The following is a 21,333-nucleotide window of genomic DNA, read 5'->3' on the forward strand; positions in this document are numbered from 1 at the left end:
TCTGGAAGACCAGCACCTTAAGAAACCTGTATATTTGATTGATCAAGTTATAAAACAGAGAACCACCTTGCAGAAGCCGGCCTTAAACAAGGCGATTCTCTGCATGGTGGTCGATTATGCGGCATCGTCACCTCCTGTTGTCGTTGCCGGGACAGTCGTTGTCGTGCGAGCAATTTTGCACAGCCAGTCGAGCATGGCCCGGCGAGCCTTACCATTTGTCTGGGTCCGAAAATACACATACACGTGGCCTGCGTGAGAGGTACCGTGGATACCGAAATAGTCGTCCGCGATGCCTAACCGCTTCGCCATTTCTTTTGCAGACCTCTGGGAAAAGGACTCAAACTCTTCCTCGGATGTGCGGGGGCGAAGAAGAAAACGGGCAACTGTTACCGCGGACCCAAGGCTTATTCTTGCCGTGAATGTCCAGGTCACTCCTGATGCTCTACGCATTGTTGGCACCCTCCTTAACGATGCCGCTGATAAATGTATACCTGAAATACGTAAAAGCAACCGGCCGGGAACGTGTAAGATAAAGAAATGAAGATCGTCTCGTGGAACGTGAACGGTATACGTGCGGTGCACCGGAAAGGCGTCTTTCTCCCTTTCATTGAGGAAATAAAACCCGACATCCTCTGCCTCCAGGAAACGAAAGCTCAGGAACACCAGTCGGAGATAGATCTGCCGGGCTATACGGAATACTGGAACTCCGCGAAGAAGGCCGGGTACAGCGGTACGGCCATCTTCTCGAAAGAAGAAGCGCTCGACATACGGCTTGGTCTTCCCGAGGATCTCGTGGCGAAATACGGTCTTGCGGACGACTCCTACGGTGACCCTAATACCGAAGGAAGGGTTATTACGGCCGAATACCAAAAATTCTTCGTAATCTCCGCGTATACGCCGAACTCAAAGCCCGACTTAAGCAGGCTCGGCCTCAGGCATACGCAATGGGACCCAGCGTTTCTTGAGTACTGCAAGTGGCTTGAGGAGGAGAAGCCGGTTATATTCTGCGGCGATCTCAATGTGGCCCATACGCCGGACGACCTCGCCCATCCCACGGAGCATGAAGGCGGGCACGGCTACACTAAGGAGGAACGCGAAGGGATCGACCAGATCATAGCGGCTGGCTTTATTGACACTTTCCGTTTATTTACCAAGGGCAACGGACACTACTCCTGGTGGAACCATTGGAACTTCGCCCGGGAGCGCAACATAGGTTGGCGAATCGATTATATATTCGTATCAAAATCTCTTGCGCCGCTTATTAAAGAGGCGGCGATACATCCGGAAATCCTGGGCTCCGACCACTGCCCTGTTTCAATAACGATCTAAAGGACATAAAGGACACTTATCCCCTGCTTGCCTCTTTACTTCGTCCTTTACAAGAGTATCCTTACCTTCGGGCAGTTGTACCGTTGATCGCTCTTTAGCTCTTTGTGCGAGCAAACATCAATCAGTGAGCGCCAAAGCACGAGACAGCCAGCCTCCGCCAGGGACGAATCCCTTACGTACTCAGGGCTTGGCCAGTTGCACGTGAAAAGACGCCCAGTTCAAGGCAATCTCTCGAAAGCCGCCAGAAACCCAGTCTCTTATAGTGAAGGACCATCAGTTCTCCCCCGTTCCCCCATTTGTGGTCCCCACTCCTTCGGGTTACAGGCGGCTTTCTCTTTTCCGTACTGTTTCCCGTGTAACTGATTTAACAAACGTGGTGTCTCTCGAGGATCTTCTGTAGTTCCGCCTCTTCCTCCGCTTCCCTCCTCTTCATGCCTGCGTCTCCGAGCTCTTTAAGTGCTTTGTCGCTAAGAGTGCTGAACTCTGCTATCTTCCCGTCCAAATACTCCAAGGAGTTCTTTTTTGGGTCCTCAAGCACCTCTTCAAGAAGTGCGTGAAGCATCCAACCTATCCTTGGCCCCGGTTGCACGTGTAACACTTCCATGATCCTCCTGCCGTCAGTTTTTAGCATAGCTACGGATATAGGGTCCCTGAGGGCTTCGTCCACCATCGCTTTGTATTTACGGAAACGGAACGGCTGCTCCTTGGGCCTTCCGGTGCCTATACGGTCGCATATGCGCAGATTGAGCAAGTCCATGATGTTTTCCTGCCCCACGTTCCGAATCATTCTCCGTACGGCCGAGAGGGTTATCTGATCAGGGTCGGAGAAGAACATGTGCCAACGGACCAGTTTGGTGACCTTTTCGATGGTTTCACGTGGAAACTTAAGATCTTCAAGGGCCTTTTGTGTTACACGTGAACCAACCACCTCGTGTCCATGGAAGGTCCAGTCCTGCTTTTCCTCTGACCATCGACGGGTTTCCGGCTTAGATACGTCGTGGAACAGGGCAGCAAGGCGTATATCGAATTCCCAGCCCTTGTCTGCAGCGTGCTGCATGCTCCTCATCAGGTGGCCAAACACGTCATAGCTGTGTGCCTGGTTCTGGTCGATCCCTATACCGCGGGTTAAGTCGTGGGCGATATAACTAAGTATTCCAAGCTGCTGTGCCAGCACAAGGGCCATCATGGGCTGGTCGGACTCAAGAATGCGGGTGAGCTCATCGCGTATGCGCTCCTTTGAAATATGCTGCAGGTTTGGGGCCTTTGCCTGGATAGCTGCAGCGGCATCGCCATCAAGTGCGAAACCTAGCTCCGCCACGAGCCGCACCGCACGCATAAGGCGCAAGGCGTCCTCTTCGAAGCGTAGAGCCGCCTCCCCCACCGTTCTGAGCACTTTGTCCTTTATGTCCTTTTGACCGCCGTACGGGTCAATTAGATGTCCTTTAGACTCATCAAGGGCTATGGCGTTGATCGTGAAATCGCGGCGCGCGAGGTCTTCGGTAAGGCTTTGGCCGAATTCGACCTTATCCGGCCGTCGTTTGTCGGTATAGGAGGATTCGGTGCGGTAGGGTGTAACCTCGATCACTTTAAGGCTCTCCTCGTCCGTTTCACGTAGAACACCAACGGTTCCAAAGTCGTTGGTGTAGTAGGAATCGGGGAATATACGCTGTATATCCTCAGGTTTTGCGTTGGTAGTGACATCCCAATCTTTCGGCTTACGGCCTATAAGAAGATCGCGTACGCATCCGCCGACAAGATATGCTTCGAACCCTTCCTTGCGGAGTATTTCGGAAACCGAGGAAACTTCTTTTGAAATAGAGAAGTGCATAATCAATAAAATAGTAGCCCGCGATTAGGCTTTCTCCTAGCCGTGTCTTAGTATCAAAGAGTTCAATGCCCCTGTGGTGAAATGGATATCATTACAGACTTCGAATCTGTCGTTCCAAGTTCGAATCTTGGCGGGGGCACAAAAAGAAGCAGGCGGCTCTGGGCCGCCTGCGGGGAAGTTGGTGTAGGGCTTATTGTGGTCTCCGGACCAGCTCGCCCTTCTTGTTGATGTGAAGCTCCGCGATCAGAACTTCGGCGCGGTCGAGAGCCGCATTGATTGCCGACCGGGGATTCGGATGCTTCCCGCTTGCGAGCTCCTCGTCGGCGTAGCTGTACACGCCTTTGGCGAATTCGAGCGTACCCCGAACCACGCCGTCCGGGGTTTCCGGAGCCGCGGTAACGAGCTTCAGGGCCGCGAGCTCACCGCGGATTCCGGCGGGAAGGTCCGGCCACTTTCCGTCGATGACCTCTTGATCGAGATCCTCGATGCATCCTTCAAAGAGCTCGTGGGCGCCGTTCCTGGCGCGCTGGGCAAAACCTGATGGGGGCATGGTCTTCTCCTGTTTCCGTTAGACCTTCTCGGTCCGAGGTTGAGATTACTAAGTATGATTTTATAATGCGATTATACTGGCGCTTTTTATATACTTTTGTACTTTTAGTTCAAATAGAGTATCCTCTCGATAGTGATATTCAGCCGCACGGAAGACCTCGAAGACCGTATCATCGAACTCCTCCTTGAGGGTCGTTTGAGTATCAAATCGATGCACGCCCGGCTGGTCTTTCCTGAGAAATCGCTCTCGCTTCGCGCTATTTATAAAGCGACGGACAAACTCATCGCGGCGGGCGTGCTCATTAAAACCGGGAAGCGGCTGATGGTGGACGAAGAATGGGCGCGAAGGGTAGGGGAGCGACTTCGTCCTGTCCCGGTCGCGGCGCCCTCAGTCGGGGAGAAATTTTCCCATACCTTTACATCGATCGAACACCTCGATGCCTTCTGGAAGACAGTGGTCCTCCCTATTGAGGAATCGGTTCCGAACCCCGAAGTCTTCTTCTACAACCCGCACGATTTCTGGGCATATATGCCCGAGCGCAAGGAAAGCGAGGAGGCGTATTATCGGCATTTCGCTAAGGTGGGGCGCCACGGCTTTTTTATCGTAGGAGGGGAGTCTGAGGCGGACAAGGAATTTAAGCGGGAATACCAAGGCGAATACCTTCAAATAGATACAAGAAATATCCTATCCCTTCGCCGAAGTGACCATGTGACCGTTATAGGCTCTCTTATCGTCACGGTACGGCTCCCTAAGGTATCAGCGACGCGGATCGATAAGCTCTATGAATCGAACAGGCCGATAAAGGACACACTTCCCGAGCTTCTCCCCATCTGTCGGGCGTTGGGGAAGATTCGCTTCACCCTTGAAAACGACCCCTTGAAGGCAAAGAAGCTCAGAAAGCTTCTTGCGAGGAACTTCTATTTTCCGAAAACGTAGCGGCTGTTAACAATCTTGCGTCATAACCGTACTCTCGTCGTAGAGTATATATATGCGAAAGGATAAAGACAAAGCTTTTGAATTACGCAGGAATGGAAAGAGCTACAGAGAAATCAGGGGCGCCCTTAAGGTACCAATAAGCACCCTTTCTGGCTGGTTCAGTGAAATTGGATGGTCTAAGAAGATGGCCAGAGATTTAGCAGCAAAGGCCCAGATACAGCACACGGCCAGGATAATCGAACTCGACAGGATTCGGGGCGTTCATCTGGCTCGGATATACGAGGAAGCGAAGGAAGAAGCCCGGACAGACCTTGAGATTCTCAAATACAACCCCCTCTTTATAGCCGGGCTCATGCTCTATTGGGGCGAAGGAGACAAGACGACGAAAAGTCAGGTGCGGCTCGCGAATACCGACCCGGAATTAATCAGACTCTTTGTCGTCTTCTTGAAGAACGTATGCAATATACCCGAGGAGAAAGTGTGGGTCTCCATCCTCACTTATCCGGATATAGACGATGAGGCGAATCGGCGTTATTGGTCCCAAGCATCCGGGGTCCCGCTCGATAAGTTCCTCAAAAGCATCCTTATACAGGGCCGCCATAAGACGAAGCGTCTCGGACACGGCGTCTGCAGCATCTTCGTCTCAAGTACGTACCTGAAGGTGAAGATGATCGAGTGGCTGCGGTTGTTACCGCAGGAATTGATGAACTTGCAATATTATGAGAATATAAAGCCCGAGGCGGACATGGTTTAGTGGTAAAACAGGATCTTGCCAAGATTCAGTCGGGGGTTCGATTCCCCCTGTCCGCACCAGCTTCTTGAAGCGCAAAAACGGCCTTGAATGGCCGTTTTTGCGCTTCGGACAAAAGTGGATAAAGGTGTTAATACTGGGGATAAAGGACAATATTTGACGCTCTGTCCACCGCGATGGTCTGTAGAATTGCAAGCAAATAGGCCCTCATTCTTAAAGCCGTGAGGTCCTCTCGGAAAATGAAGAAAGGACATAAAGGTTTTAGGCGACCAAAATGTAAAACACCCCTGACGGGGTGTTTTACATTTTGGTCGGGGCGCCGGGAATCGAACCCGGTCATCTTGCTCCCAAAGCAAGCGTACTACCGGTATACGACGCCCCGAGTGCAAGCAGAGTAACACGGGCCCTTAACCCTTGCGACTTTTACATTCTCCGATCAGTGCGGAAAAGCCCCGTAAGTGGTATTCTCGGGAACGAAGCGGGATTAGTTTAATGGTAGAACATCAGTTTTCCAAACTGATGGCGGGAGTTCGATTCTCCCATCCCGCACAGCGGTCAGAGACCCGTTTTTCGTCTGCGAGGCCTCGAAAATAGTTCGCAACCGCGAGGCCTGCCCGGTCGAGCTTTAGTGTTCCGCATCCGTTCCGTCTAAATTAAACCGACCCGGCAAGCTATACTTACCTCTATGTCCCACGAGGTCCCGAAACTCAATCAGAGCGAATCTAAGGAAAAGCCGCCTGTTCTGTACCATGGAACAGCGAACGGTGATATCAAGGAGTTTGAACCACGTTCCGCGGCAGAAAGACCCGATGAAGAACCGGCGGTGTATGCATCTCCTGATCGTGAGATCGCCATTCAATCAATGGCGAATAAATTCGTGACAAACGGCGGTATCGTAAATGGGCGTAAATTCGTATGTATTCCCATGACCCGTGAAGAATTTATAGAACAGGATCACGGTGGCACGGTGTATAGCTTCCCCAGCGATTCCTTCGAAATAAATAAAGGAATCGGACTTGGCGATAAGGAATGGGTTTCTAGAACTACTGTTAAACCCCGTGGGTTAGAGCGGTTCCCTTCGCTATTAGCAGCAATGCTCAAACAAGGAACCGAGGTTTATTTTATTAAACCCGAAATGGTCTCGGTAATTAGTAAAGCTCAAGATAGTGACCCTGAAGAATTAGAGAGGCTTCTTGGGGGTCTTGAACGGGCAGAGTCTTGAATCGCGTCCGACCCCATCATTTTGACCTTTCCCAAATTCGCCGTGGAGCCTCGCGGTGCCACACATGCTGTGGTTTTCATCCGTCCACGCCCGTTCACGCACAAAAGCCCGACATTCGTCGGGCTTTTGTGCTAGTCGGCCAGCGTGATGATTCGGTCGTTGAGAATAAGCCGATCTCTGAGGTGCTCCAGCAGCTCCCGCTTTTCCTCTCTCGTGCCGTTCTTCAGCAGATACTTGGCATACTTGCGTATGTCCATCTCCTTGGCCTCGATGGTTTCTTTGGTGCCCTCCACCTCCGCCCGCAGCTTGTTGTATCGGGACACCTCCCGCTCAATGAGGTGTCGCGCCCCGATCTCGTCAAGGGAGATGCGGTCTATCATGGTGGCGAGCTGGTCGAGTACTTTCTCCTCCCGCAGATACGGGTTCTTGCACTGGGTATCCTTGGCCCGGGAGCAGGAATAATACACATAGGAGACGGGCTCGCCGGTACTCAATATCTTCTGCTTCTCCTGTGCCGTTATGCCGCTCCCGCAGTACCCGCACAGCAGGAGCTTGGTGAAGTTCCATTCTTTGAAGCGGTGCTTGGGGCGGTTCTCCTCGGCGATCTTTTCCTGCACGGCTTGGAAGAGTTCCTGGGTGATAAGCGGCGTATGTTTGCCGGTATACCAGTTTCCCGAGCCTCTCGGATACTCGAACACGCCGCAATAGAAGGGGTTCTTGAGCATTTTGTATAGCGTCGAGAGATTCATGCTCTTGCCGATGCGCGAGGCGAACTGCACATCCCTCTTCAGCCACCCGTGTACCTTGCGGCCGCTCCAGCGCTCGATCCCGACTTTCTCGAAGACCTGTTTAATGATTGGCGCTCTAATAGGGTCCACCAATATCTCGCAGCGGTGATCCTTCCGAGAATCGTTGAGGTATCCCGTGGGCGCGATGCCGGGCCACAGGCCCATCTCGGCCCTTGCACGTAGCCCGCGCTTCACATTGATGCGCTTGTTATCGTTCTCAAGCTTCGCTTGGCTCCCAAGAATCATCAGCAAGAACTTCTCGTTCGGGTTGTTGCCGAACCGCTGCCCATATGTGCGTATGTCCACCAAGTGCCTGCTATCCATTAAGTCCACGATGCGGCCGAGGTCGCCTGCGTTGCGACTGATGCGGTCCGGTGCCCAGGTTAAGATGCCGTTGAACTTTCCAGCCCTCAATTCGTCTACGATTTCATTGAATACCGGTCGCGCTCCGGCCTCCTTGGCCGAGTGCGACTCTCGCTTCACCTCGACAATCTCCAATTTCTCTTTCTCTGCGAGCGCCAACATCTCCTTGACCTGGCTCTCGATGCTCAAAACTTGCTGCTCCTCGCTCTCTGTACTTTTCCTCGCATACAAGCAGTACCGCACCGCCTGTACCTCCACCAAGGGAGGAGCCGCCCCAAATCCGCCCTGAATCATTGCTGTTTCCATACATTTGCCGTTATTGCTAACGGGTCAATGGATGACGCAACCCCTCGTGGGTGTCCAGCGAGGGGTTGTTGGTATCTAATGCGGAATTTAGTACCTTGTTATTTTCTCTTCCCTGGTTTTCTCACAGGCTCGGCGTGAGGGAACTTCTCAAAGTGATCGATGACGGCTTCCTCTTTTGCAACTTGTTCTGACGCAGTACGTTTGCGCTCTTCATCCTCCTTCTCGCGGCGAGTCACCGCTTCGCGCTCCTCATCTTCCCGAATACGTTCACGCTCCTTCGCCTCGATTTCCCCAAGAACCTCGGTTGCGATTTTAAGCTCGTGTTCGTCGCCAAATTTTCGTATGTGCTCAAGCGCATCCTGGGCATACTGCTCATCCAGTAAACTTAGATATAGACGGAATTTCGCGGGATATTCTCGCAGGGAGGACTCAACTTCTTCGGCAGAGTAGAATTGGTCACCCAAGCGGTATTCACTCGGATGTTCGCGAATAAACGCCGCGACCTCTTCGATTCTTGCCTTCGGAATAAGAACACCCGAAGCGACCAGCCCGATTTCGTGGTATGTGCTGCCGTCCTGGAAATTCGCAGTCGGGAGATCTAATGCTTTTGCGAGCGCCTCCTCTCGATCTTGGCGAATAGGGCCGTCCCTGCGAGGCAGAGCGGGGCGACGGCTCCATCCATCGCCGATGCTCTTATCAAGAAAATCAAAAACAAGAAGCGCGTTTTCACCCAAGATCCCGCCGTCCTCATGTTCGGATGGAAAGAATCTATCGCGATTTTGCATGAGCCTTCCGTCAGGCAGGTCCTCACTGGATATGATCGTGAATTCTGGGAGGCCAAGCTCTTCGAGACTTCCTTCCTGCCGTAACAGGTCTATGAGAACATCGTGGTCACTTTTGCCTAAGTCCTTGCCGAGCGCATTTAACTCAAGATGTGTATTGTGCCGCTCAGAGTCTATGAGTTCCGCTTCCGTTTTCACTTCTGGGTCGGTGAGAGCGTGCGCGTTCTGCTTGCGAAATCGCTTAAGCTCCTTGAACTTGTCTTGATACGAACGAACAAGACGGCCATACTTTTTCTGAGCGGTTTCCTGTGATTCGGGCCGTGGGCCAGCACCTTCAAATCCGGACATATAGACATCATACTATGACAAATGAAAAGCCGTCCTCAAACGACTTTTCGTTAGAGAACGGCTTTGGCCTGTTAGAGCTTTTGCCCTACTGGGAGGCCGACGCGCGGCCTGCCATGAAGAGTTTCAGGAGGAGCTCTTCGGCGCCATTTTTTCTATGCAGGTTGGCATCAATCGCCAACCAGAGCACGCCCGAAATGGCGGCAATTGCCAGGTCGTCCTCGTCGAGATCGACGTATCCAACGACCTCTTCGGTGCCACCACTTTCCGTAATCATCCGACGCGCTTCTTCGATGTCGTCGACGTTGCAGATGGCCGCTCCGAATCCTTCATCGGCTTTCGCGCCGACCTGACGAGTGAATACGATACCCATAGATCTTCTCCCTAGCTGGATGCCCGTAAATGGGCGACAAATTGACTGTTTTCTATAGTAGCATGTAGCACATATACTGTCAAGGGTCATGCGCCTGGATTCTATATCAAAAGCCCCACACCGGATTGTGTGGGGCTGTAGCGGACGGATTGTGCTAGGCGTGGTGTCTCCGTTGGTTGAGCAGCACGAGGCCGCCGAAGAAGAAACCGATTCCGAGCGGAAGGTCCGCGAGGAAGTTGAGGAACCAGTTGCGCCAGGGAGCGGTGCTCCCGCCCGTATGCACCGCAGATATCGCGGCGAAGACCAGAGTGGCCATGGGCCACAGAAACATCCAATCGCGATCCGGCCCCCGGAAACTCGTGGGATGATACACACCCTCCCTCAAGAAGAGGAGGCCAGTAATCGCGCAGAGTGCACTCAGCCCGCACATCAGGGCTTCGAGTTTGCGATCGTCGTCCCCAATCCTTCCGCCCGCCGCCATCGTGCAGAGGACGGTGACGGTCAGGGCGACGCCGATACCGACGCCGATGCGCTGGGTAAACAGGGCGATTGCCCCGCCGACCAGAAGCTGGGCGAGCAGGATGCCCGCGTTCCAGTACCAATTTCTCAATGTCGTCATGTTTGTGGCCCTCCTTAGGCCATTTGTGCTACCGTACGCAGTATTACATATCTACTTAGGAAGTCAAGGATTGCATGGCGACCCCGAATTCTAGGCATTTGTAGGCATTTCGCGGCCTGCCGTATGAGTGTCTAATGTGTCTAATCGGCACCTACCGAAAGTGACAGTGCGCTGTCACTCTTTACGCCTAATTTCCTCTAAGATACCCAGCATCTGCGGTCTGGTTCTCTGAAAATGTTACGCGCCCGTACATGCCGTATTCGTGTAACATTTGTAACATTTTGCCCTCCGGCATTGGACACGCCTGCGGGGGTATCTAACGTCCTTGCAACCCCAAAATGCAACATGCCACAAACGCCGTTTTGACGTTGCATTCTATATCATTTTGACCCCCGACCCCCTGTCAGATTTGTAAGGTAACAGTCCACTTTCCGAACACTCGGGATAGCCCTTTTCGTGTTCGGTTTGTTCGCTTTTCCAGTCCGCAACCGCGAGGCCCACGCTCGCCACTCGTGAGACACACCCAAAACGCTAGAATACCTTGCAACTGCTTGCTGGAATCGCTAAAACGAGACAGTGTCCGATATACCCTACCTGTGTCTCATTTGTCTCATTTTGTACCCGACCCCGAGGCCTCGATCGGGGTTAGCGGCTACTCGCCAAAGGGCGTTGCGTTTGCCTCGCCTGGCCCAGTTCAGTACAGTGAGGGGGCACACTCTAGTGCTAGTTCAAGTGACCGAGGTGCATAAAGAAAAACCGCCTCTTGCGAAGCGGTTTAAGGTTGCGCCCTATCTTTATCCTGCCCAGCGCGGCAGTTCGATTTTTGGTTCTGTTGCCAAGCGGGTTTTCATCCCGCTCCGTTAATCTCCAAGAGCTCGCTCTCTAGTTCCCTAGCTATATGTGGCCAAGCCTCTTCCACGACTCCCGTTAATAGTCCGACGCGTTCTAAGTCGCGCACCATCGTTTCAACAGGGATACTGAAGAAAAGACGACCTGATTTAGCGTAGTAACAAGGATGCGCTTCTGGGTCATGGCGATCTAGGATGTTCCATCCCTTAGTGGGACGATAACAATCTAAGATTTCCACCGTGCATTGTGGGAAGAGTTCCCCTAGCCATGCACGAAGACTCTCGCATCCCAATTCGGGATTACCGCGGAAGGGCTCATGATCTCCAAAGTGGGAAGTCCAGAGAGAAACGACCTTAGGCTCGCCGATCTTGTCGGCAACCATGCGAGCCACCTTTTGAAAGATAGCTTTCGTTTCTTCCAACCCGATATCATGGGTCGACTTTTCTCCAAAGAGAGAGGCCGAAATCCCCCGAGCGATCAGCTGATCCAACCCACCGAAACGGAACTGTTTGGCGGATAGAAACAGATCGCTCTTGCAGGTAAGGTCGGGGAGCCAATAGGAAGCCTCCTTTGCCTCCGTTTCCATATTGTCGCGGTCACGGAAGATACCTTGAAATCCACGAGGATAGGATTTCTCCCTCACCTCGTACCCAGCTATCTTCAATGTCTCCAGGATGCGTGGGACATACGCCTCGAATACATCGTTCGAGCGGTAAGTAACAAGTACGGTCTTAGTCATATGGTTGCCCTCCTGAGGCATGCGCCGAAGCGCGATAAAGCGAACTTGATTTCTGAGATTAGTGTAGCGCAGTATTGTATAAAGTCAAGTAGTCTTGACGACCAAATATATGACCTATATGCTATGTAAATAAAGGCTATTTAATACCTATGTCAATAATTCTTGACCAAACGGATAGCAAGGAGTTGATTGAAGGGCTTGAGACGCTGGGCCTGAACGCTAAGGAGGCACAGGTCTATCTGGCCCTTTTGCCCCGTCGGGACGTCGGTTCCTCGAAGATTGTCCTTGCGACAGGCCTTCATAAGCAGTTCGTATACAATGCAATCGAAAAACTGGAGCAATTAGGCCTCATAAAGCATGTCATACAGAACGGCCGGAAGAAGTTCAGTGCCAATCCGCCGAGTCGTCTCCTCTCTATCGTGGAAGAGAAGCGCCTTGCCGCTCAAAACATGGCGAAGCGCCTCCAGGAACGCTTTATCGGCGCGCATGAGCAGGATTTCGAAGTGTTCCAAGGAGATTCGGCCGTACTTGCCCACCATTACGATATGTTCGAACGCATCGAACAGGACCAGGAAGCGCTCGTGATATCGGGACCCACCGAGACATTCCTTAAGATTATCGGCCCGGACGAGAAGGATGTATTCGAGGAAACGCGCGTAGCGAAAGGCCTTCGCATCCGCTATCTGGGTATGGAATCGATGCGCGAACGGCTCATCGAGACGAAAAAATGGCGCAAGCTCTTCGATTACCGCATCCTGCCGGGCGGACAATCGACCGGCCAGCTCGATATCGATATCTGGCCGAACAACGTCACGTACAACCTTTTCGGTGATCCTCTGCTCTCCATCACGATTACGAACAAAGCGATGACCGATGGATACCGGGAGTTCTTCGAGTCGCTGTGGAAGCTCTCGAAACCATAAAAGAAGTGCTAGACCGAGATGCCTCAGCTTTGGTCTGAGGAATTCGCCAAGGAACCTTTGAAATGCCTCACTCGGTGCAGTTCACGACTGGGGTGGGGCACAGTTAGAGATTTCGAGTCCGCAGATCTCGAAGAAGTCCTGAAAATCCAAGCCAGGATAGAGATTTAATACCCCAATTCCCCGCGGCTCTGCCGCGGGGTACCGCTAAGGAGGGTTCGGGAACCGTTGGTTCCCGAGATACAATACGCGCATGGCCGTCGTCCGTTCGAACCACTGCGCCTTCGACACCCACTACCACATCGTCTTTCCGGTCAAATACCGCAAAGCACTCCTGACACCTGTCGTCACCAAGGCAATTCGGGATATCGCTGGCGATATAGCCGAACGGTACGACATCGTCTTCGAGCAGCTCGGTACCGACCAGAACCATATCCATATACTGTGCTCCTTCCATCCCAAATACAGCGGGGGAGATGTCGTACGGATGTTCAAGTCCATCACCGCAAAACAGCTGTTTGAGCGATTTCCCGAATTGAAGAAGGACCTCTGGGGCGGAGAGTTCTGGGCAGACGGCTACTATATCGCCACCGTCTCCACACACGGCGACTGGACCACGGTCGAACGCTATGTCGCTAACCAAGGAAAGACGAGCGGACAACCAACCCAACTCACGATTCTCTGACGGCCATGCACGACTCAATACCCCGGGGCTCTGCCCCGGGGTTGTTTATTAGCGATTTCCGCATAGGTTAGCAGCTTTTCAAACGCAAAACAGCCAGCGTACGCTGGCTGTTTTGCTCGTCTCGCTCCAGATTAGAGTGGAACGTCGGCCGAAGGCGAGATTGCCGTACCGGTCGCGGCAATGTTCACCACGCCGCTGTGGAGAGCGAGCCCGGTGGCGGCTACCAGCGCTTCCGAGGCGTTCGCCGCGACGACCGTCTTCACGTCGCCGTTCACGTTTATGTATTGATACGTGCCTGACGGGTAGTTGGCATCCGTCGTCGTTCCGCCGGGGAGCGACGCGCTATCGCCTGCGTTCAAGAAGCCCATATCAAGCACCACACCACTATGCGGAGCGATATTGATCGCCTGCGCGAGCGCCTGCTCGGCGTTTGCCGCGTTGGTGTCCTGTATTTCCCCGCTCGTGTTCACGTAGTGGTATGTGGCTGCAAGCGAAGCGGTGGGGAGCGCAAGCAGCATTACGGCAAGAAGGAGTATTTTCGTCATAGATTCATTCTTTCATCATGCCTTATTTGGTAATATCCCGGCGTCAGTATCCCATTTTCCTCATGAAGGGGGCGTGAGGGTCTTTGCTCACTTTATATATAAGTAAGAAGCGTACAATAGAGATATGGAACCCCTCGCCGCCCGCATACGCCCGAAAAACCTTGATGATGTGAGAGGGCAAGAGCACTTGGTAGGTCCTGGAAAGCCGCTCCGGGTCGCCATTGAGAAAAAGCATCTCTTCTCTTTCATCCTCTGGGGCCCGCCCGGGACAGGAAAGACCACTATCGCCCGCATTTACGCCCGCGCGCTCGACGCCGAGCTCTTTGAGCTCTCGGCAGTCTCGGCGGGAAAGGAGGATATACGGAAGATAGTGGGGAATGGGAAGAAAACGCTCGGTTTTGATAAACCGAAAGTTCTCTTTCTCGACGAGATACACCGTTTCAACAAGTCGCAGCAGGATTTCCTCCTCCCGTATGTCGAAAGCGGTGAGCTCACCTTGATCGGCGCGACGACGGAGAACCCGAGCTTTGAAGTGATCCCGGCACTCCTCTCAAGGGCCCGCGTGTTCGTTCTCGAACCACTTTCGGAGGGGTCTCTCAAAGCAATTGTGAAAAGCACCAAGATTAAGGTGCCAAAGGATGCGTTTGATTGGCTTTTAGGCTACGCAAACGGCGACGCGCGCCGGGTGCTCGGGATGCTTGAGGGAGCCGAAAAGCTGTACGGTAATATCACGGTCGAGAATCTCAATAAAGCGCTCGAGTCTCCGCACCTGCGCTACGACAAGAAGGGCGAAGAGCACTACGACACCATCTCCGCGTTCATAAAATCCATGCGCGCTTCGCAGCCTGATGCTGCACTCTACTATCTCGCGCGCATGGTCGAAGCCGGGGAAGACCCGCTCTTTATCGCAAGGAGGATGGTAGTCTTCGCGTCGGAAGACGTAGGGCTTGCCGTGCCGACCGCACTCGTGGTCGCGAATGCGGTATTCCGCGCATGCGAAACGATCGGGTATCCCGAATGCGCCATAAACCTCGCGCACGGCGTCGCGTATCTCGCCGAGTGCAAGAAAAGCCGGAAGAGCTACGATGCATACTTTGAAGCGGTAGCGGATGTGCAGAAGCTCGGCAATCTTCCGGTGCCGATGAAGATCCGAAACGCGCCCACCAAGCTCATGAAGAACCTGGGATACCACAAGGGCTACAAGCTCTACGACGAGGAGTCGTATCTGCCGGAAAAGCTTAAGAAGAGGAAGTATTTGAACTGACGGTCGGCCTACCCACAAGCTATAGTATCAAAGGTTTGCAATAACCGTATCACTGTGATACGGTTATCCTATATGATTGATACGATAAAAAGTTCCGTTCAAGCGAATCTCTTTGAATTCTTATTCCGGAGTGGCAGCGGCAAGTCCTCCGAGCTGCATTCTTTCATTGCTCGAAAAGGAGCGGACGACGTGTCGCTCGTTACGATAAAACGGCTTTTGGGAAGGCTGCAAAAAGAAGGATCCCTTGCGGTCGCGGGGAAAGGTCCAGCCACCCGCTACGCCCTTACTCCTTTGGGAAGACTTACGGCAAAAGTCGATGCGCACGCATACTGCGCCGAGGAACCCGACCGCCGGTTCGGTCTGGCCGGGTATCAGTTCGATCTTTTCCCGGCGCTCGCCTTCGATCCGTTCTCTCCGAAAGAACTCGAAGCGCTCGAAACGGCAACCGCTGGGTATCGGGGAAAATCGAACGGGCTATCGGAAGCGCTCCGTCGGAAAGAGCTCGAGCGTTTCGTGATAGAGCTCTCGTGGAAATCGTCGAAGATAGAAGGCAACACCTACACGCTCCTTGATACCGAGCGTCTCCTTAAAGACGGCAGCGAAGCGGCGGGGCACGGCAAGGACGAGGCGACGATGATCCTCAATCACAAAGCCGCGTTTTCTTATATTACCGAGCATCGCGAACGGTTTTCGGCATTGACGCGCGCGGGCGCGGAGGAGGTGCATGATCTTCTTACCCGCGGGCTGTCGGTCGCACGCGGCTTCCGCTCCGGCCTCGTGGGGGTGACCGGCTCCCGCTATCGGCCGCTCGACAACCGCTACCAGATCGAGGAGGCTTTCGAAGAGCTCGCGCACGCGGTCGGCCGCATGCCGCACGGCTACGCGAAAGCGCTCGTCGCGCTCGTCGGCCTAAGCTACATCCAGCCGTTTGAGGACGGCAACAAGCGGTCGGCGCGCCTCATGGGGAATGCGCTCCTTCTTTCCCACGGCCTTTCGCCGCTCTCCTATCGGAGCGTGAGCGAAGAGGCATACCGCGAGGCGATGCTCGCATTCTACGAGCTCAACACTCTCGAGCCGTTCAAGGCGCTTTTTCTCGAGCAGTATCGGTTCTCCGCCGAAACGTACGCGCTTTCGTGACGGAATAGATGCGGAGGCCGCGAGCCTTACGATGAGGAGTTGTACTTGCCGGAGAAAGAAGAGGAAGTATATGAAATAGGAAAATGGCCGCGACTAGCGCGGCCATCTCAAGTTTTTGTTGGAAACTAAAGCCCGATGAGTTTCTGGGCATCTTCCGGTCCTCCGACATAGAAGACAAGCTTCAGCATAGTCGTGCCCTCGTCCGCAATGCTCAGATGCGGCGTCCCGGCGGGGTTATAAACGATGCTTCCTGCGGCGACTGGTTCTTCGGCCCTGCGCATGTCGTGCGGCAGCGTCCATTCGTTCTCGTGCGCCCAGAGTTCGATGCCGTGCTTGCAGAGGCCGTGAAGTCCGCCGTGTTTCCTTTTGGGAACATTCAGCATGAGCTTCTCGCCCTCGGGAATCCGCTCGAAAAGCAGCGATACCGGCAAGCCGATGTAGTGATTCTTTCGCTTGTGTACGACGCAAATGATGACTCGGTCGGCGAGTTTGAGCCGACCGCGGGACATTTGCACGCGGTTCGCGCTGTTCGCGGCGTAGAAAAGGCATCGTTCGCCGTCGATGAGGCGCATATTGAGCCACATCTCGCCCTCTCCGTGCCTGGTCGGAACTTTCTTGACGCGGTGGCCTCGGGCCCGCGCATGGCTGCAGCCCTTTTCGATGTATCCCATGGATAACACTCCTGCGTAACTGTTGCGGTCTGACCGGATACTAGCGTCGAAGGGGATAAAACGCAATTCGTATAGGGAAAACCCGCGGAGGTAAAATCTCCGCGGGTCTTCCTGCGAGAAAAAGAAACTATTTAACCGCGTCCTTAAGCGCCTTGGCCGCGCGGAACTTCGGAGTGCGGGTCGCGGCGATCTTGATTGACTCGCCGGTGCGGGGGTTCCTGCCGGTGCGTGCCGGGCGGGCCTTCGCTACGAAGATGCCGAGGCCTGCGATCGAAACCTCGTCGCCTTTCTTGAGGCCGTCCGTGATGCACTCGATCATCGTCTCGACCGCGCGCTCCGCGTCCGCCTTGGTCGAACCAAGAACGCCGTGCACTTTGTCTACGATAGCTGCTTTATTCATATTCTGGTCGGGGTTTTACCTATAATCCCTACCTAAAGCAGGGCTTGGCCTAAAGTATAGGAAATAGGCGGTTTTGTGCAACTGGCCTTGATATAAGCAGGGGACAGAACTAGGACCGTATTCACAGAATACTACCTTTCGGCGGGCCATCCGCAGGACTCCTTCCCGGGAATTGCGAAAAACCATAATTCCCGGTAATATAGGCCGTATTATGAAGATTTATCTGCCAAACAGCGCTTTCCTTGGAAACATAGACTCCTTCTTCCGGGGATTTGACCCAAGCGATCCCCAGACACTTCAGGTAACTGCGAACAAGAATTGGATATCGGTTCACCCACTCGTGCTCACTATGCTTGCCGCACTTGGTAACACGATTACCCCGGAGAATCTCCATTTCGAGGTGCTTGAGGCGCGTTCGAAGCATTACTTCGAACGTATGGGTCTTTTCAAGCACCTGGGCTTGTATTCCGGCATGTCCATTACCGAACATGACCCAAGCGGCAGATTCATACCGCTTACGCAGGTTATCGACGCGACTGACCTTACGCGGTTCGTCACCGACATGATCCCCTTACTCCATCTTTCTCCGACTCATGCGGAACCAATCCGGTATATCGTGAGCGAACTGGTGCGGAACGTGATCGAACACGCGGAAACCAGGGAAGGCGCGTTCGTTGCCGCTCAATATTATCCAAAGAGCAACACAATCCGGATCGGTATCTGCGACGCCGGGATCGGTATTACGAAAAGTATCCGCCGTTCTCATCAGGCTAGTGGCGACCTGCAAGCCATCCGCCTTGCCCTGACTCCGGGAATTACCGGTACGACGCCGCGCGAGGGTGGCAATGAGCAGAATGCGGGAGCCGGATTGTTCTTCGTGAAATCAATCGCGGCCGTCAATGGAGACTTCTTCGGTATCTATAGCGGGAACGCATTCTACAAGCTTCTGCGGCAAGACAAAGAATCTCGCGATCTCCTTCATCCCGACCCGTTTGAGGATCGACATTCGGCGGGGCAGGACTATCCGTACTGGCAGGGAACGGCAATTGGTATCGATATATGTCTTGACGCCCACGAGCGCTTTACCACCCTTCTCGGTCATATACGGGGTGCATACGCCAGAGCCGTCCGCGAACGCAAGCGTGACCGCTATAGAAAACCCGTATTCATATGAAAACCATACCTTTACGGCCCCTTACGGGCCCGTTTGCCGAAAACAAGGATATCGCGAGGATGATCCGGCTTGAGATGATTACTCCCGCGCTCTCCGAAGATGGAGAAGTCATTCTCGACTTCTCAGGAATCGAGGGAGCAACCCAGTCTTTCGTTCACGCGCTTATCAGCGAACTGTTTCGTCAGCACGGAAGCCAGATTCTCGACCGCATCAGGTTCAGGGACTGCAACAGTACGTTGCAGGAGGTCATCACGATAGTGACCGAGTATATGCAGGAAGCGGAATAAGCTCCCTTACCGTGCAAACTCCACCACCCTGTTCTCCCGTATGATATTTATCTTTATTTCCCCCGGGTACTTGAGCTCTTCCTGGATACGCTTGGAGATATCCTTGGCGAGCCGGTGCATGGCGAGATCGGTAATCTTGCCCGGGTTCACGAACACGCGTATTTCGCGTCCGGCTTGTATGGCATAGACTTTCTCGACGCCTTCGAAGCCCCCCGCGATGCGCTCGAGTTCTCCGAGGCGCTCGAGATAGCGCTCTACCGTGTCCCTTCTCGCGCCGGGGCGTCCGCCGGATACTGCATCCGCCACCTGGACGATGATCGATTCCGGCGTTTCATACGGATATTCCTCATGGTGCGACTGCATGGCTTGTATCACGCGCTTGTCGACGCCGAATTTCTCGAGAAGGCGGCGACCGATCTCCACGTGCGTGCCCTGCACTTCGTGGTCGACGGCCTTGCCGATGTCGTGGAGAAGGGCACCCGTTCGCGCGACGGCCGCGTCGGCCCCGAGCTCGGTCGCAAGCATCGAGGCGAGATGCGCCATTTCGACCGAGTGCGTGAGAACGTTCTGTCCGTAGCTTGTACGGAAATGGAGGCGGCCGAGAAGCGCGATGAGCTTAGGGTCAAGTCCGACGACCCCCGCTTCATACGCGGCCTTCTCGCCCTCCTGCTTCACTATCTCGGCGACTTCCGCCCGGGTCTTCTCGACAGCCTCTTCTATCTTCGCGGGTTGGATGCGCCCGTCAGCGATAAGCTTCTCAAGCGCGATCTTCGCTATGTGGCGGCGCAGCGGATCGAAAGAGGAGAGGGTGATCTTATCCGGCGCATCGTCGATAAGGACATCGACGCCCGTCGCCCGCTCGAAGGCTTTTATATTGCGGCCTTCCTTGCCGATGATCTTGCCTTTCATCTCTTCTGAGGGGATGGTGACGGCAAGGCTCATCACCTCCGCGTTTACGGCATTCCCGAGGCGGTGTATTGCGGCAATCAGGATGCTGCGTGCCTTTTCCTCGAGCCGCTCGCGGCCGTGCGCTTCGAGCTTCTGGATGCGCGTAAGAATGGCCTCCTCCTGCCCGCTCTCTACCTCTTTTATCAAAGCCTCGCGCGCGTCCTTTTCCGTGAGGTGGCCAGCGCGTTCGAGTTCTTTGGTGCGTTTCTTTGAAAGTTCGTCGGCGACTTCCATCGCATTCTCGGCCTCGCGCTCGCGCTCGCGAACGTCTTCCGTCGCGGTATCGAGGTCGCGCTGGCGCTCGTCGAGGAATTCTTCTTTCTTCGCAAGCCGTTCCTCGCGTTCCCGGAGGGGATCGAGCATTTCGGTCTCAAGGGCCTCGGCCCTGGCCTGCGCCTCTTCGAGCACCTTCGCGGCCGCTTCCTTGGCGGCGAGGATCCGCTGCTTGATTTCCAATTCCAAAGAGCCCCGCTGTGAGAGCGAGACGAGGACGCGGAGCACGTAGCCGAACGCGATTCCCGCGACGCCCGAGAGCGCGAGCAGGGTGAGGATGATCTTGAGAGACATATGCGGGTTATTAAACCCGCCGCCCCGAGGTCAAAGTGTTCTGTCGGAACGGTTTCAAAAATCCGGAATACACGGCGTACTTTGGTCGGGAGGGCAGGGGAGCGATCGGATAAGGTCGTTCAGGCGGGTCGGTACGGTCGCACTGTACTATAAAAGGTGGGAAGGGGCAAAAACCATGAAAAAGAGCTATACTCATTTTCATGAAATCTCCGGGCATGGAAAGCCGGGAAGTCCCTCCGAAAATCCTTTTCAAGGTTACTCTCATGCGGCATGAGAAGCCGTATTACAAGGACGAAGGCCATGATCTGACGCCAGAAGGGGTCGAGCGCGCGGTGGAGACAGGAAAGCAGATGCGGGAACAGGGAACGGTAAGCGACGAGGATGAGATATATCTCGTGCATTCGCCCCAGCCGCGCGCGAAAGGTACGCTCGAATTCGTCGCGCAAGGAGCGGGTTTGGAAGGAAAGCCTATGGTGAGCAGCAACCAGCTCCGCAAGAGCGACTTTCTGGATATGGACGCGTTTTTGGCGCGGGTAGCGGAACTCGGCCATGACCAGGAAAAGATAGCGCAAGACCACTACACGCACCCGATGCATGCGGAAGGTTCCGTGATCGTCGAGCCGCATGCGCACAAGAAGGAAAGGCTGTATCGCGCATTCGAATATCTTCTCAAGTGGTTCGAGAGCCATCCGGCAGAAGGGAAGACCGCGCACGTCATCGCGGTATCCCATTTCGAGATCATTACCCACCTAATCGATGACGTCTTCGGTATGGAAAACATCGGAAGATATAATGCGCCGAGTTTCGGCGAGGCAGTCCAGATCGAAGCCCGGCCGACTGCGGAAAGCAACCGGGTGCTCCTGAAGGTTACTTTTGACGGGAAAACCAAGGATGTTTATTTCGACCGGGCCGCCCGTTCCATCGTTATCGACGGCCAGGCCGCCTCCTAAGCTTA

General features: G+C 54.1%; 23 protein-coding genes and 4 tRNA genes. 14 read left to right on the forward strand and 13 right to left on the reverse strand.

Going from position 1 to position 21,333, the window contains the following annotated elements:
* Positions 1–114 precede the first annotated feature (114 nt).
* Complete coding sequence (locus WDN10_03450; protein MEJ0053751.1) at positions 115–309, reverse strand: hypothetical protein; 195 nt, start codon at positions 307–309, stop codon at positions 115–117.
* A gap of 228 nt (positions 310–537) precedes the next feature.
* On the opposite strand from WDN10_03450, the gene WDN10_03455 reads away from it, so the two are divergent.
* Positions 538–1,329 (forward strand): exodeoxyribonuclease III, encoded by a 792-nt coding sequence (locus WDN10_03455; protein MEJ0053752.1) that lies wholly within the window; start codon positions 538–540, stop codon positions 1,327–1,329.
* Between the two features lie 364 nt (positions 1,330–1,693).
* On the opposite strand, the gene WDN10_03460 is transcribed toward WDN10_03455, so the two are convergent.
* Complete coding sequence (locus WDN10_03460) at positions 1,694–3,157, reverse strand: CCA tRNA nucleotidyltransferase (protein ID MEJ0053753.1); 1,464 nt, start codon at positions 3,155–3,157, stop codon at positions 1,694–1,696.
* 67 nt (positions 3,158–3,224) lie between these two features.
* On the opposite strand from WDN10_03460, the gene WDN10_03465 reads away from it, so the two are divergent.
* Positions 3,225–3,296 (forward strand) — tRNA-Arg (locus WDN10_03465).
* Between the two features lie 51 nt (positions 3,297–3,347).
* On the opposite strand, the gene WDN10_03470 is transcribed toward WDN10_03465, so the two are convergent.
* Complete coding sequence (locus tag WDN10_03470) at positions 3,348–3,707, reverse strand: hypothetical protein (GenBank protein ID MEJ0053754.1); 360 nt, start codon at positions 3,705–3,707, stop codon at positions 3,348–3,350.
* A gap of 132 nt (positions 3,708–3,839) precedes the next feature.
* On the opposite strand from WDN10_03470, the gene WDN10_03475 reads away from it, so the two are divergent.
* From WDN10_03475 to WDN10_03485, 3 genes are all read left to right on the forward strand, one after another.
* Positions 3,840–4,643 carry a hypothetical protein gene (locus WDN10_03475; GenBank protein MEJ0053755.1) on the forward strand — a complete coding sequence of 268 codons (804 nt, stop codon included), beginning with the start codon at positions 3,840–3,842 and terminating at the stop codon, positions 4,641–4,643.
* Positions 4,644–4,695: 52 nt separating this feature from the next.
* Positions 4,696–5,397 carry a hypothetical protein gene (locus WDN10_03480; protein ID MEJ0053756.1) on the forward strand — a complete coding sequence of 234 codons (702 nt, stop codon included), beginning with the start codon at positions 4,696–4,698 and terminating at the stop codon, positions 5,395–5,397.
* Positions 5,383–5,456, forward strand: a tRNA-Gly gene (locus tag WDN10_03485). Before WDN10_03480 ends, WDN10_03485 begins: the two co-directional genes overlap by 15 nt.
* A gap of 246 nt (positions 5,457–5,702) precedes the next feature.
* Here WDN10_03485 and WDN10_03490 read toward each other — a convergent pair.
* Positions 5,703–5,776 (reverse strand) — tRNA-Pro (locus WDN10_03490).
* A gap of 96 nt (positions 5,777–5,872) precedes the next feature.
* On the opposite strand from WDN10_03490, the gene WDN10_03495 reads away from it, so the two are divergent.
* Both WDN10_03495 and WDN10_03500 read left to right on the forward strand, forming a co-directional pair.
* Positions 5,873–5,943 (forward strand) — tRNA-Gly (locus WDN10_03495).
* Positions 5,944–6,079: 136 nt separating this feature from the next.
* Positions 6,080–6,616 carry a hypothetical protein gene (locus WDN10_03500; GenBank protein MEJ0053757.1) on the forward strand — a complete coding sequence of 179 codons (537 nt, stop codon included), beginning with the start codon at positions 6,080–6,082 and terminating at the stop codon, positions 6,614–6,616.
* 131 nt (positions 6,617–6,747) lie between these two features.
* Here the strand turns inward: WDN10_03500 and WDN10_03505 are convergent, their stop codons facing one another.
* From WDN10_03505 to WDN10_03525, 5 genes are all read right to left on the reverse strand, one after another.
* Complete coding sequence (locus WDN10_03505; protein ID MEJ0053758.1) at positions 6,748–8,073, reverse strand: recombinase family protein; 1,326 nt, start codon at positions 8,071–8,073, stop codon at positions 6,748–6,750.
* Positions 8,074–8,171: 98 nt separating this feature from the next.
* Positions 8,172–9,203: a hypothetical protein gene (locus WDN10_03510; GenBank protein ID MEJ0053759.1), complete on the reverse strand. Its 1,032-nt coding sequence runs from the start codon at positions 9,201–9,203 to the stop codon at positions 8,172–8,174.
* 85 nt (positions 9,204–9,288) lie between these two features.
* Entirely contained in the window at positions 9,289–9,573 is a 285-nt protein-coding gene (locus tag WDN10_03515) for a hypothetical protein (protein MEJ0053760.1), read from the reverse strand.
* A 154-nt stretch (positions 9,574–9,727) separates the two neighbouring features.
* Complete coding sequence (locus WDN10_03520; GenBank protein MEJ0053761.1) at positions 9,728–10,192, reverse strand: hypothetical protein; 465 nt, start codon at positions 10,190–10,192, stop codon at positions 9,728–9,730.
* Between the two features lie 847 nt (positions 10,193–11,039).
* Positions 11,040–11,780, reverse strand: coding sequence for a hypothetical protein (locus WDN10_03525; protein ID MEJ0053762.1), 741 nt, complete (start codon positions 11,778–11,780; stop codon positions 11,040–11,042).
* Between the two features lie 149 nt (positions 11,781–11,929).
* Here WDN10_03525 and WDN10_03530 point away from each other — a divergent pair, with 149 nt between their 5' ends.
* Both WDN10_03530 and tnpA read left to right on the forward strand, forming a co-directional pair.
* Positions 11,930–12,703, forward strand: a complete 774-nt coding sequence (locus tag WDN10_03530; protein MEJ0053763.1) for a helix-turn-helix domain-containing protein — start codon at positions 11,930–11,932, stop codon at positions 12,701–12,703.
* Between the two features lie 250 nt (positions 12,704–12,953).
* A complete protein-coding gene (gene tnpA, locus WDN10_03535; GenBank protein MEJ0053764.1) occupies positions 12,954–13,385 on the forward strand; it encodes an IS200/IS605 family transposase in 432 nt (143 codons plus the stop codon).
* 131 nt (positions 13,386–13,516) lie between these two features.
* On the opposite strand, the gene WDN10_03540 is transcribed toward tnpA, so the two are convergent.
* On the reverse strand, positions 13,517–13,930 hold the full coding sequence (locus WDN10_03540) for a hypothetical protein (protein ID MEJ0053765.1): 414 nt from the start codon (positions 13,928–13,930) through the stop codon (positions 13,517–13,519).
* A gap of 124 nt (positions 13,931–14,054) precedes the next feature.
* On the opposite strand from WDN10_03540, the gene WDN10_03545 reads away from it, so the two are divergent.
* Together WDN10_03545 and WDN10_03550 are read left to right on the forward strand one after the other, a co-directional pair.
* Complete coding sequence (locus WDN10_03545; protein ID MEJ0053766.1) at positions 14,055–15,194, forward strand: replication-associated recombination protein A; 1,140 nt, start codon at positions 14,055–14,057, stop codon at positions 15,192–15,194.
* A 72-nt stretch (positions 15,195–15,266) separates the two neighbouring features.
* Complete coding sequence (locus WDN10_03550; GenBank protein MEJ0053767.1) at positions 15,267–16,331, forward strand: Fic family protein; 1,065 nt, start codon at positions 15,267–15,269, stop codon at positions 16,329–16,331.
* A gap of 125 nt (positions 16,332–16,456) precedes the next feature.
* On the opposite strand, the gene WDN10_03555 is transcribed toward WDN10_03550, so the two are convergent.
* Together WDN10_03555 and WDN10_03560 are read right to left on the reverse strand one after the other, a co-directional pair.
* On the reverse strand, positions 16,457–17,002 hold the full coding sequence (locus WDN10_03555) for a hypothetical protein (protein ID MEJ0053768.1): 546 nt from the start codon (positions 17,000–17,002) through the stop codon (positions 16,457–16,459).
* A gap of 127 nt (positions 17,003–17,129) precedes the next feature.
* The gene (locus WDN10_03560; GenBank protein ID MEJ0053769.1) at positions 17,130–17,402 is read right to left on the reverse strand and encodes an HU family DNA-binding protein; all 273 of its coding nucleotides are present in this window, start codon (positions 17,400–17,402) and stop codon (positions 17,130–17,132) included.
* Positions 17,403–17,613: 211 nt separating this feature from the next.
* Here WDN10_03560 and WDN10_03565 point away from each other — a divergent pair, with 211 nt between their 5' ends.
* The gene (locus WDN10_03565; GenBank protein ID MEJ0053770.1) at positions 17,614–18,576 is read left to right on the forward strand and encodes an ATP-binding protein; all 963 of its coding nucleotides are present in this window, start codon (positions 17,614–17,616) and stop codon (positions 18,574–18,576) included.
* A complete protein-coding gene (locus WDN10_03570) occupies positions 18,573–18,863 on the forward strand; it encodes an STAS-like domain-containing protein (protein ID MEJ0053771.1) in 291 nt (96 codons plus the stop codon). Before WDN10_03565 ends, WDN10_03570 begins: the two co-directional genes overlap by 4 nt.
* A 6-nt stretch (positions 18,864–18,869) precedes the next feature.
* Here WDN10_03570 and rny read toward each other — a convergent pair whose 3' ends face one another.
* Positions 18,870–20,378 carry a ribonuclease Y gene (gene rny / locus WDN10_03575; GenBank protein MEJ0053772.1) on the reverse strand — a complete coding sequence of 503 codons (1,509 nt, stop codon included), beginning with the start codon at positions 20,376–20,378 and terminating at the stop codon, positions 18,870–18,872.
* A gap of 200 nt (positions 20,379–20,578) precedes the next feature.
* Between rny and WDN10_03580 the strand changes: the two genes are divergently transcribed.
* Positions 20,579–21,328 (forward strand): phosphoglycerate mutase family protein, encoded by a 750-nt coding sequence (locus WDN10_03580; GenBank protein MEJ0053773.1) that lies wholly within the window; start codon positions 20,579–20,581, stop codon positions 21,326–21,328.
* Positions 21,329–21,333 lie beyond the last annotated feature (5 nt).

This window comes from bacterium (assembly GCA_037200965.1).
In the GTDB taxonomy this organism is placed as follows: domain Bacteria; phylum Patescibacteriota; class Minisyncoccia; order Phycocordibacterales; family Phycocordibacteraceae; genus C7867-001.

What these genes read in the sequence shown, in the direction of transcription:
- WDN10_03450 (MEJ0053751.1), bottom strand. Translation starts at nt 309, where the DNA reads ATGGCGAAGCGGTTAGGCATCGCGGACGACTATTTCGGTATCCACGGT.
- WDN10_03455 (MEJ0053752.1), top strand. Translation starts at nt 538, where the DNA reads ATGAAGATCGTCTCGTGGAACGTGAACGGTATACGTGCGGTGCACCGG.
- WDN10_03460 (MEJ0053753.1), bottom strand. Translation starts at nt 3,157, where the DNA reads ATGCACTTCTCTATTTCAAAAGAAGTTTCCTCGGTTTCCGAAATACTC.
- WDN10_03470 (MEJ0053754.1), bottom strand. Translation starts at nt 3,707, where the DNA reads ATGCCCCCATCAGGTTTTGCCCAGCGCGCCAGGAACGGCGCCCACGAG.
- WDN10_03480 (MEJ0053756.1), top strand. Translation starts at nt 4,696, where the DNA reads ATGCGAAAGGATAAAGACAAAGCTTTTGAATTACGCAGGAATGGAAAG.
- WDN10_03500 (MEJ0053757.1), top strand. Translation starts at nt 6,080, where the DNA reads ATGTCCCACGAGGTCCCGAAACTCAATCAGAGCGAATCTAAGGAAAAG.
- WDN10_03505 (MEJ0053758.1), bottom strand. Translation starts at nt 8,073, where the DNA reads ATGGAAACAGCAATGATTCAGGGCGGATTTGGGGCGGCTCCTCCCTTG.
- WDN10_03510 (MEJ0053759.1), bottom strand. Translation starts at nt 9,203, where the DNA reads ATGTCCGGATTTGAAGGTGCTGGCCCACGGCCCGAATCACAGGAAACC.
- WDN10_03515 (MEJ0053760.1), bottom strand. Translation starts at nt 9,573, where the DNA reads ATGGGTATCGTATTCACTCGTCAGGTCGGCGCGAAAGCCGATGAAGGA.
- WDN10_03520 (MEJ0053761.1), bottom strand. Translation starts at nt 10,192, where the DNA reads ATGACGACATTGAGAAATTGGTACTGGAACGCGGGCATCCTGCTCGCC.
- WDN10_03525 (MEJ0053762.1), bottom strand. Translation starts at nt 11,780, where the DNA reads ATGACTAAGACCGTACTTGTTACTTACCGCTCGAACGATGTATTCGAG.
- WDN10_03530 (MEJ0053763.1), top strand. Translation starts at nt 11,930, where the DNA reads ATGTCAATAATTCTTGACCAAACGGATAGCAAGGAGTTGATTGAAGGG.
- tnpA (MEJ0053764.1), top strand. Translation starts at nt 12,954, where the DNA reads ATGGCCGTCGTCCGTTCGAACCACTGCGCCTTCGACACCCACTACCAC.
- WDN10_03540 (MEJ0053765.1), bottom strand. Translation starts at nt 13,930, where the DNA reads ATGACGAAAATACTCCTTCTTGCCGTAATGCTGCTTGCGCTCCCCACC.
- WDN10_03545 (MEJ0053766.1), top strand. Translation starts at nt 14,055, where the DNA reads ATGGAACCCCTCGCCGCCCGCATACGCCCGAAAAACCTTGATGATGTG.
- WDN10_03550 (MEJ0053767.1), top strand. Translation starts at nt 15,267, where the DNA reads ATGATTGATACGATAAAAAGTTCCGTTCAAGCGAATCTCTTTGAATTC.
- WDN10_03555 (MEJ0053768.1), bottom strand. Translation starts at nt 17,002, where the DNA reads ATGGGATACATCGAAAAGGGCTGCAGCCATGCGCGGGCCCGAGGCCAC.
- WDN10_03560 (MEJ0053769.1), bottom strand. Translation starts at nt 17,402, where the DNA reads ATGAATAAAGCAGCTATCGTAGACAAAGTGCACGGCGTTCTTGGTTCG.
- WDN10_03565 (MEJ0053770.1), top strand. Translation starts at nt 17,614, where the DNA reads ATGAAGATTTATCTGCCAAACAGCGCTTTCCTTGGAAACATAGACTCC.
- WDN10_03570 (MEJ0053771.1), top strand. Translation starts at nt 18,573, where the DNA reads ATGAAAACCATACCTTTACGGCCCCTTACGGGCCCGTTTGCCGAAAAC.
- rny (MEJ0053772.1), bottom strand. Translation starts at nt 20,378, where the DNA reads ATGTCTCTCAAGATCATCCTCACCCTGCTCGCGCTCTCGGGCGTCGCG.
- WDN10_03580 (MEJ0053773.1), top strand. Translation starts at nt 20,579, where the DNA reads ATGAAATCTCCGGGCATGGAAAGCCGGGAAGTCCCTCCGAAAATCCTT.